The organism is Tangfeifania sp. (genome assembly GCF_055108615.1).
In genome coordinates this window covers 1-9,585 of sequence record NZ_JBSQIC010000111.1, presented here as the reverse complement: position 1 = coordinate 9,585, position 9,585 = coordinate 1, and the positions used below count along the sequence as shown (strand labels likewise).

Sequence of the window (9,585 nt, the reverse complement as noted above, 5' to 3'; positions counted from 1 at the left end):
GTGCCCAGTAAAGGACTCGAACCTTCACGTCCAATAGGACACTAGTCCCTGAAACTAGCGCGTCTACCAATTCCGCCAACTGGGCTTTTGTAAAGAACGTTCTCCTTTTCGGAAATCGAGGGGCAAATATATAAAAAATTACGTCTGCCCGTGAAGATTTAGCTCAATCATTTTTGAAAAAAATTATGCTGTACAGAATGCAGCAGACGTAGTTCATTTTAAGCTTTTCGCCGGAAATTACAGCATTCTCATTTGTTCACCGATTGTCATTTTTTCGCAATACCTGCATCTTAGGGTAACCGGCGAAGTAGAAACCACTTTAAAGCAGGTGGTAATTTTTTCGTTGTTCGTTATGCATTTCGGGTTAAAACATTTAACAATGCCTTTAATAATTTCAGGTGCCTTCACAATTTTTTTCTCTACCACCTCGTAGTCTCTTATAATATTGAGTTTGGCATCGGGGGCTATCAGGGCAATTTTATTGATTTCGTCGTTTTCAAAAAACTTGTCGGATACTTTAATGATGGCCTTGCTGCCCAGTTTTTGGCTTTCGAGGTTGGTGCCGAAGGTAATCTGGTTTTCAATTTTATCGAGACCGAGGATGGTTATTACCTTGAATAAATTTTGGGCAGGGATGTGGTCGATAACCGTGCCCTCTTTAATTGCGCTTACTTTAAGTTTCAGCTTTTTTTTGGTACTATCGTTACTCATGGCTTGCTTATTTAAGGTTCATAATGTGGGTGATGATGGCTTCGCGCGTGTACATTCCGTTTAAAGCCTGTGTGAAATAGTAGGCTTTTTCGTTTTGGTCCACATCGGTATGTATTTCGTTGACCCGTGGCAGTGGATGAAGAATTTTCATGTTGGGCTTGGTATTTTCGAGCATCGAATTGCGGAGGATGTAAATATTTTTCACCTGCTCATATTCCATGGGATCTGAAAAGCGCTCTTTTTGCACGCGGGTCATGTAAATAATGTCGGCTTCGCTGATGATGTCGGTAAATTCGCGATGTTCAAAATACCGGATATCATTTTCCCTGAGGAACATTTTATATTCTTCGGGCATTTGCAACTCTGCCGGGGCAATAAAATTGAAAATCGGATTTTCGAACTGCGACATGGCCATAAGCAGCGAATGCACGGTACGTCCGTATTTCAGGTCGCCAACCATGAAAATATTGAGGTTGTCGAACGTTCCCTGCGTTTTTAAAATGGAATACATGTCGAGCAAGGTTTGCGTGGGGTGCTGATTGGCCCCGTCGCCTGCATTGATAACCGGAACCGGTGAGACCTCGGCGGCATAACGTGCCGCTCCTTCCAGCGGATGGCGCATCACAATCAAATCGGCATAGTTGCTTACCATTTTTATGGTATCGTGCAGGGTTTCGCCTTTGGTGGAACTTGAATTTTGTGGATCGGCAAAACCGACAATTTTACCGCCGAGTCGATTAATTGCGGTTTCAAAACTTAACCGGGTTCTGGTCGATGGCTCAAAAAAAAGGGATGCAACCACTTTCCCTTTAAGCAGGTCCTGGTTCGGGTTTTTTTCGAACTCAGCAGCCATCTCCATGATTTTCAGGTATTCTTCTTTCGAATAGTCTGTAATTGAAATTAAATCTCGCTTCATATTCTTATAAATTGGTAGTCATAAATTTCTGTTTCAAAAAAAAGCCAATATTTCAAAAAAATAAAATATTGGCTTTTCGCACTTCGAAAAAGCAAAACCACTTTTTCTTTAAAACCTGTTTTAAACCGGTTATGTAAAAAAATGATAAAATGCAGGGGAAGATAAATTTTTGCGGGATAAAACTGAACCCTGCAAATTTGCTGGTGATGGTTTATTTGGCATTTCATCATAAAATTCAAAATTAAAATGAAATAAGCAAATTACCTGCGAATGAAATGAACTTTTTTCAGCTTTTTATTAACAGTTCAGCCAATTTGTTCAATCTCCACCCCATAATAATTTTGAAATATTTTTTCTATTCTTCCGGCTTCCGATTTTCGCACTGTGAAAAACAGATCGCATTCAATTTCAAACTGTGTATCAACAATGTTCAGGTTTTCCTGCTTTATGATTTGCATCACATCGTTCATGTGCGGGTAGGTAAAATGTAGTTTGTATTTCACCTCGATGGTTTTGGTCACTATCCGGGCATTGCTGAGCGCATCGGCAGCAGCGGTTTTGTAAGCATTTATAAGTCCGCTTGTGCCGAGCAGTGTTCCGCCAAAGTAGCGCACTACCACAATAAAAACGTTGGTTACATCGAAACTAAGCAGCTGCCCCAAAATGGGTTTGCCCGCAGTGGAAGAAGGTTCACCATCGTCGTTTGCCCTGAAGGTAATTTCATCAACACCCAGTCGCCATGCATAACAATGATGCCGTGCATTGTGGTGTTCCTTTTTCAGCCGGTCCAAAATTTCTTTGGTTTCTTTTTCTGAACAAACCGGCCAGGCAAAGGCCAGAAATTTACTTCCTTTGTCTTTAAAATACCCTTCGCTCTTAGCTGCTATTGTCTTGTAAGTAACTTTCATCAGATAAATCATGCAGGATGGATTAAAAAAGGCAGTAATTTTGGTTCCTGCCCGGTTGGTTACATCGTTAATTTCTTTTCGATATCTTCAACGTATTGCCGGAAATTTTTATCGGTATCTTTCAGGTTATTTACCGTTTTGCAGGCGTGCAGCACGGTGGCGTGGTCTTTATTTCCTATTTGAGCGCCAATACTTGCCAGCGAATATTTTGTGAGGCTTTTTGAAAAGAACATGGTGATTTGCCTGGCCTGTACAATTTCGCGTTTACGTGTTTTGGTCTGCAGCGACTCCACCGGCATGTTAAAGTAATCGCACACTACTTTCGAAATGTATTCAATTGAGAGTTCCCTGTGTGAATTCTTTACCAGTTTGTTGATCAGTTTGGCAGTAAGGTCGATCGTAATCTCGCGTTTGTTCAGCATCGACTGGGCCAGTAGCGAAACAAGTGCTCCTTCGAGTTCGCGCACATTATTATTTACGTGCGAGGCAATGTATTCAAGCACCTCGTCGGATAACGAAATGCCGTCGTTGTAAACTTTCCGGCGCAGGATTTCCATCCGGGTTTCAAAATCGGGTGTTTGCAGGTCGGCTGTGAGCCCCCATTTAAACCGCGACAAAAGCCGTTGTTCCATGCCTTTCAGCTCAATGGGCGGTTTATCCGAGGTTAAAATGAGTTGTTTCCCGGTTTGGTGCAGGTGGTTAAAAATATGGAAGAAAGTTTCCTGCGTTTTTTCTTTGCCGGCAAATTCGTGCACGTCGTCCAGAATCAGTACGTCAATCATCTGGTAGAAATGCAGGAAATCGTTCCGGTTGTTGTTGCGCGTTGCTTCAGTAAATTGGGTTTGAAATTTATTGGCATTTACATAAAGCACCACTTTGTCGGGCATATTTTCTTTTACTTCAATCCCAATGGCTTGCCCCAGGTGTGTTTTGCCAAGTCCGGAGTTTCCGTAAATCATTAACGGGTTGAAAGCGGTTCCGCCGGGATTCCGGGCAACAGCGTAGCCTGCACTTCTTGCCAACCGGTTGCAGTCGCCTTCAATAAAATTATCAAATGTATTATCGGGTTTGAGCTGCGGGTCAATCTGCAGTTTCTGTATGCCGGGAATAATAAACGGATTTTTTATGGATTTTTTTTCATCTGCTTTCAGCGGGATGTTTAACGGCTGGTTTTGAATTTTTGAGTTGTTGTTGGTTGGATAGCTTACAGTATAGGGTGAGCCGTTTGTTTGTGTGTCGCCACCCATTACTACATTATATTCGAGCTTGGCACCGTTTCCTAAAACCATGCGCAGTGTTTTCCGAAGAATATCGATAAACTGTTCTTCGAGGTACTCATAAAAAAATGCACTGGGCACTTGAATCGTTAGTACTTTGTTGTCGAGTTTGATGGGCACTATTGGTTCAAACCATGTTTTGAAGCTGCTGCCTGGCACATTATCTCTGATAATGTCGAGGCATTTTTCCCAAGCCGAAATATATTCCTTACTCATTTAAAATGGTTGGATTTTTGAGGTTCTACAAAAAATTCCCTTTTAATTCCCAAAAGCAAAATTTGCTAAAAAAAAGTTAAAAAAAAAATGTATTTGGGCTTGACTTTTTCGGAAATGTTTTATTGGTTTCTATTTGAGGGGATTAAAAGTTGAATATTTTTTAAAATTAATAAGTAACTGATATTCAGTTTTTTATGTTTAACATTTTGATTGTTAGCAGGCTATCTGGTTGGTAGTGATCGGGTTTTAACTTGTATTTACATGTATATTAACGCTCCGGTGTTTATTTCTTTAATGATTTTAGTGCTTTTTCTAATTTTATCAACCGTCCGTTCTTGAATGCAACAATGGTTGCATCCGGAAATTTGTCCGTAGCTTTAACATGCAATTCTGCTATTTCGGCATACGAATGTGATTCACCTGCAAGATAGGAATAAGCTCCGCTGGCTTCGTACTCTTCTATTGGGCCAAGTCCTTTAAAATGGTCAGCATCGAGCGGAATTTTATTTTCACTTGAAACAAGGTGAACTTTAAATACAATGTTTTCTTCTGCTGCATCACCGCTGGCATTGATGTACACATTTTTACCGAGGTCGATGGCTGAAAACTGAAGGTAACGTTCCGGGTTTATCCTGATGTCTTTTATTAATGAACTCAAATCGGCAGAAAGCGTAGTAATGGAAGCGTACAGCTCATCGTCGTTAAGGAGCAGGCCAGCTGAATTGTCGGTGCTTTCCAGTTTGGCAAGTACCGAATTGATTTTGTTGGAGGCTTCCAAAATATTTGTCAGCACTGGGGTAATTGGCATTTGGGCCAGTGTGTCGCTGAATTGGGCAATGTTTTGCAGTGTTCTTTCTAGTTCAGCGGTATTTCGGTTGAAAGCAGTGGTGATGCTGTCTATGTTCGTGATGATGTTTCCAACGCTCTCTTTTTCAGTAGAAACAAAAAGTTGCAAGTCGGAAGTTGTTTGTTTCAGGTTCTCGATGGTGCGGTTAATATTCTCAAAACTTTCAGAAAGGTTTTGGCGGGCATCTTCGTTAAAAATAACGGTTAAAATGGTTATGGCAGAGTCGATCGTGCTCAGTAAGTCTTCGGCTTTATTTTTTATGGGCAGCACCTGCATGCTTATCTGTTCCTTTAAATCGCTTTCAATATCTCCTGGTATGGTGTCGTTGGGCTGGTAAAACTCATTTTCATCGCTCAGGTTCAGTTTAATCGACCGGGTCCCCATCAAATCGCTGGTCACAATCTGGGCTACAGAGTTAACAGGTATTTTTATTTCAGAATCAATGGTAAATGTTACCCGCAAATGGCTTCGGTTCCCCGGTGTGAAGGCAATATCTTTTACCTGCCCTATTTTGTATCCGCTAAGGATTACTTCATTCGATTTGGAGAGGCCGTCAATCCGTTCGTAAATGACATGGTAGTCATTTGATTTCTGAAAAATATCATTGCCTTTCAGATAACTCAACCCCCATATTAAAATTGTTATGGATATCACTATCAGAATTCCCAGTTTTGTGTATTTTGAAATTTTCATACTGTTTAATTTTTTCAAAAAATATAGGGTAAAATTAGGCAATTCAAACAGGAATTACATTTTTCTGAAGGTGTTTTTAGCAGATATTAATTCATTGTTCTTTTGGGAAGGCGAAGAAGTTAATTGTTTTCAGGCTTATGTTGATATTTAAAATTCCCTGATTCTCGTGAAAAAATATTTTAAAACACCTGTAAATTTTTCGTTATTAATAATTTCTAATTTGTAAACCGGTCGGTAAATTTTACCTCTTGCTATCCTGCTAATTGATTTACCTGTAAAAATAGAAATATTAAATTTATTTTGCATTTATTAGCGCTCAGGTAAAGGGCTTATTTTTATTTTTGCACGTCGTGCCACAAGGTGAAGCATTAAATTCAGAAAACATTTTGTATAAGATACTTATTACATACCTGCTCATATTTATTTCTCTGCTTGGTTTTGGTCAGGAAACGGAAAGTTTCCCTCCTGTGCTGGAAGTTCCGCAATCTGACACCGTTAACAACCAGGCCATTCAGGTTGATACATTACAGGAAATTGGCGGGACAGTCATTGATACTACCACAACTGATTCGCTGGTTGCTCCGGTAATAGAAGCTCCCATCGATTACAATGCCGAAGATTCAATTATCGTTTCTTTCGACGGGCAGAAAGTTTTTCTCTACAATAATTCCCGGGTTACTTACCAGCAAATTGAACTGTCGGCTTATTTCATTGAGCTCGATTTGGAAACCAAGGAAGTGTATGCTGAAGGTATCCAGGATTCGACCGGGGCCCTGGTGCAGAAGCCAATTTTTAAAGATGGTAACGAGGAGTTTGAATCGAAAACACTGCGGTATAACTTTGAAACCGAAAAAGGGATTATTACCGATGTGGTTACTGAACAGGGCGATGGTTTTGTGCATAGCCAGCGAACCAAAAAGATTTCGAAAGATGCTTTTATTTTGAGAGATGGTAAATACACCACCTGCGATGCCGACCATCCTCACTTTTACCTTCATCTTACCAAGGCGAAAGTAATATCGAACAACAAAATAATTACTGGCCCGGCCTATATGGTTTTGGAAGATTTCCCAATTTATTTTCCTTTCCTTCCGTTTGGTTACTTTCCCAACTCACCAACTTATTCATCCGGAATACTGGTGCCGGCCTACGGTGAGGAACAAAACCGCGGGTTCTTTTTGCGCGACGGGGGGTATTACTGGGCTGCCAGCGAATATTTCGATTTGGCGTTGCAGGGCGATATTTACTCCAAAGGTTCATGGGCTTCAAAATTAAATACCAACTACCGGAAACGCTACAAGTTTAGCGGGGGCATGAACCTGCAATACAGTGTAAATGTATTTGGCGAAAAAGGGCGGGAAGATTACCGGAGAACACCACAGTTTTCAGTGCGCTGGAACCACAGCCAGGATGCCAAGGCCAATCCGAACCAGACTTTCTCGGCCAGCGTGAATTTATCGTCGAGCGGTTATGAAAAATTAAATTCCTATTCATCACAGGAATACCTGAGTACGCAAAAATCGTCGAGTATTTCATTTACCAAAAAATTTGAAAACACACCATTTAATATGTCGGTTAACCTGCGGCATTCACAAAATTCACGGGACTCCACCATGTCGTTGTCATTGCCCGAAATGACATTCAGCATGGGGAAAATTTATCCTTTGAGAAAAAAGAACCGCAGCGGGCCCATTAAATGGTACGAAAAACTGGGTATTAACTACAGCGGAAACCTCCGGAACTCGGTTACCGCCAAGCAATCGGAAATTCTGAACCAATCGTTAACGCGCGACTGGAAAAACGGGATACGGCACAATATTCCCATTGCGTTGCCCAGCTTTAATTTGTTCAACCACATTAATTTTAGCCCGGGCTTCAGTTACAACGAAAAATGGTACTTTAAAAAATACGATTACTCGTACAACGGAGGAGCTGAGTATGATAATCCCCCGGGTTTCCCCGGTTCCGTGAAAATTGATACCATAACCGGTCTGAACCGGGTTTACGACTATTCGTACAGTGTGAGCGCATCAACAAATATTTACGGGATGTTTTTGCCGCGCAATTCGAACTCGAAAGTCAAAGGTATCAGGCACAAAATGTCGCCTTCCATGAGCTTTAGTTACCGCCCCGATTTTGGTGCCGAGCGGTTTGGCTACTGGCAGGAAGTTCAGGTGGATTCCACCGGACGTATGCAGTATTTCGATGTAAACACCGGCGGCATTTACGGTGGTTCGCCCGGGCGGGGAGCATCGGGTTCGGTTTCGTTTTCATTGAATAACAACCTCGAGATGAAAGTGCTCGACACGAACGATACCACCAGCACCGAGGGTGAACTGCAAACACGAAAGGTGAAAATTATTGATAACCTGAGTTTCGGGACCTCCTATAATTTAATTGCCGATTCGCTGAATCTTTCTCCAATCAGTATTCGTGCTCGAACAACTGTTGCAGGAGTGAGCATCAACATGGGAGGTGTGCTGGATCCCTACATGGTAAACGATGATTACCAAAAAATTCATAAATATGTTTGGAACGAAAAGAGTGGATTGGCCAAGCTGGGGAGGTTAACGCGTGCCAATCTCTCTTTTGGTCTGAATTTCCGCTCGAAGAAAGGGGAAGAAGAAGCCGAAAGGAATAAGGGACTTGTGGAAGAGGAAAATATTTTACCCGGCGAGTATGAAGATTACGTGGATTTTAATATCCCGTGGGATTTTGGTTTCGATTACAGTTTTAACTATACCGGCCCGTCGAGGGCAGCACCCGATGGCAGGTTCTCGCAAACAATAGGTGTGAGAGGAAATATAAACCTGACCGAAAAATGGCGGATTAGCGCAAATACCAATTACGATATTATGGCCGGTGAATTTGCCTTCACTACTTTCAATGTGAACCGCGATTTACACTGCTGGCAAATGTCATTCAGTTTTGTTCCGTTTGGTTTCCGCAAAAGCTACAGCTTTACCATCAACGCCAAATCTTCAATTTTGAAAGACCTGAAAATACAGAAACGACAAAGTCATTACGATAATTTCTAAAACCTGTAATTATGAAGAAAGTTATTTCTACACCCAACGCCCCGCAGGCGATTGGGCCTTACAGCCAGGCCGTGGAAGTAAACGGCACGTTGTACATTTCGGGACAGGTGCCGCTCGACCCCGAAACTATGAAGGTGGTGGAAGGCGGAATAAAAGAGCAAACCCGCCAGGTGATGAAAAACATTGGCGCTATCCTGGAAGTGGCCGGCTACAGTTTTCCTGATGTAGTAAAATCGACCTGCCTGCTTAGCGACATGGCCAACTTTAAAGCCATGAACGAGGTATATGGAGAGTTTTACGAGAAAGACCCTCCGGCGCGTGCAGCTTTTGCAGTAAAAGAATTGCCGCTTGGGGTTTTAATTGAAATTGAGACTGTGGCCGTGAAATAATAAAAAAAGGGTTCCCGTTTCAGAGAATTCTTTGCTGCCGCACGATTGCATCGTTTGGCGTTGCGGATAATATCAGGAATAGAAATTTTCTCAAAAGTTTTAACCCAACTTGTTAAAAATGCCACCCAAAAATTAAAAAAATGCACAAATTCCGGTTATTTTATTTTGTAACTACTTGATAATCAATTGCAGTATTTTTGAAAACCATTTGTAGTCCCCGAATTCATTTGTTTATGTGGACCTGGTTTCGTATCTTTGTGGCATATTATTAAAACTGCTGTAAAACATGTTTATAAAAAACGAGGATTCTGCAAAACATGTCCTAATGAAAGGCATTATTAGCAATGCTGATGAAAATTGCCTTGTAACCCTTGTTGATATTACCGATCTTAAAATTGCCGAAGCCAAAATAAAAAAGGCAAATGAAGCGTTAATCGAGCTAAATGCAGAAAAAGACAAATTTTTCTCCATTATAGCTCATGATCTGCGCAGTCCAATTAGCAGTTTTATGGAACTTACCCGGTTTATTTCCGGGGAAGTGGCGGATTTAACCACGGCAGATATAAAACGGATAACCACAAGTATGATGA

The 9,585-nt window shown here is 41.4% G+C and carries 8 protein-coding genes and 1 tRNA gene; 3 read left to right on the top strand and 6 right to left on the bottom strand.

Translation table 11 applies throughout. The features are described 5' to 3' along the window. Nucleotide 1: 1 nt before the first annotated feature. From ACTCNA_RS16480 to ACTCNA_RS16455, 6 genes are all read right to left on the bottom strand, one after another. Nucleotides 2–85: transfer RNA gene (locus tag ACTCNA_RS16480), tRNA-Leu, on the bottom strand. Between the two features lie 152 nt (nt 86–237). Further along, nucleotides 238–711, bottom strand: a complete 474-nt coding sequence (gene pyrI, locus ACTCNA_RS16475; RefSeq protein ID WP_462949034.1) for an aspartate carbamoyltransferase regulatory subunit — start codon at nt 709–711, stop codon at nt 238–240. 7 nt (nt 712–718) lie between these two features. Next, nucleotides 719–1,627: an aspartate carbamoyltransferase gene (pyrB, locus tag ACTCNA_RS16470; RefSeq protein WP_462949033.1), complete on the bottom strand. Its 909-nt coding sequence runs from the start codon at nt 1,625–1,627 to the stop codon at nt 719–721. A 305-nt stretch (nt 1,628–1,932) separates the two neighbouring features. Further along, the gene (locus ACTCNA_RS16465; RefSeq protein WP_462949032.1) at nt 1,933–2,547 is read right to left on the bottom strand and encodes an IMPACT family protein; all 615 of its coding nucleotides are present in this window, start codon (nt 2,545–2,547) and stop codon (nt 1,933–1,935) included. A 47-nt stretch (nt 2,548–2,594) separates the two neighbouring features. Continuing rightward, nucleotides 2,595–4,028, bottom strand: a complete 1,434-nt coding sequence (dnaA, locus tag ACTCNA_RS16460; protein ID WP_462949031.1) for a chromosomal replication initiator protein DnaA — start codon at nt 4,026–4,028, stop codon at nt 2,595–2,597. 283 nt (nt 4,029–4,311) lie between these two features. Then, entirely contained in the window at nt 4,312–5,568 is a 1,257-nt protein-coding gene (locus ACTCNA_RS16455) for an MlaD family protein (protein WP_462949030.1), read from the bottom strand. A 386-nt stretch (nt 5,569–5,954) separates the two neighbouring features. On the opposite strand from ACTCNA_RS16455, the gene ACTCNA_RS16450 reads away from it, so the two are divergent. From ACTCNA_RS16450 to ACTCNA_RS16440, 3 genes are all read left to right on the top strand, one after another. Beyond that, on the top strand, nt 5,955–8,606 hold the full coding sequence (locus ACTCNA_RS16450; RefSeq protein WP_462949029.1) for a putative LPS assembly protein LptD: 2,652 nt from the start codon (nt 5,955–5,957) through the stop codon (nt 8,604–8,606). Nucleotides 8,607–8,617: 11 nt separating this feature from the next. Then, nucleotides 8,618–8,995 (top strand): RidA family protein, encoded by a 378-nt coding sequence (locus tag ACTCNA_RS16445; RefSeq protein ID WP_462949028.1) that lies wholly within the window; start codon nt 8,618–8,620, stop codon nt 8,993–8,995. A gap of 325 nt (nt 8,996–9,320) precedes the next feature. After that, a partial coding sequence (locus ACTCNA_RS16440) for a hypothetical protein (RefSeq protein WP_462949027.1) occupies nt 9,321–9,585 on the top strand: 265 nt, incomplete at its 3' end.